Source organism: Halomonas getboli, from assembly GCF_023094245.1.
In the GTDB taxonomy this organism is placed as follows: domain Bacteria; phylum Pseudomonadota; class Gammaproteobacteria; order Pseudomonadales; family Halomonadaceae; genus Halomonas; species Halomonas getboli.
In genome coordinates, this window is sequence record NZ_JALMEW010000025.1 from 1 (window position 1) to 201 (window position 201).

At 73.1% G+C, this 201-nt stretch carries 1 protein-coding gene; it reads left to right on the plus strand.

The window, feature by feature from the left end; genetic code table 11:
* On the plus strand, positions 1–201 hold a 201-nt coding region (locus MYL53_RS17225), incomplete at both ends, for an aldehyde dehydrogenase family protein (protein WP_247855296.1).

A 201-nucleotide genomic window follows, 5' to 3' on the forward strand; every position in this document is an offset into this window, starting at 1 on the left:
CGTGTTCTCGCTGCTCTACGGCTCCGGCCGCGAGCTCGGCCAGGCGCTGGTGCGCGACCCGCGCATCAAGGCGGTGGGCTTCACCGGCTCGCGCAGCGGCGGCACCGCGCTGATGCAGGCCGCCCAGGCGCGCCCCGAGCCGATCCCGGTCTACGCCGAGATGAGCTCGATCAACCCGGTGTTCCTGCTGCCGGAAGCGCT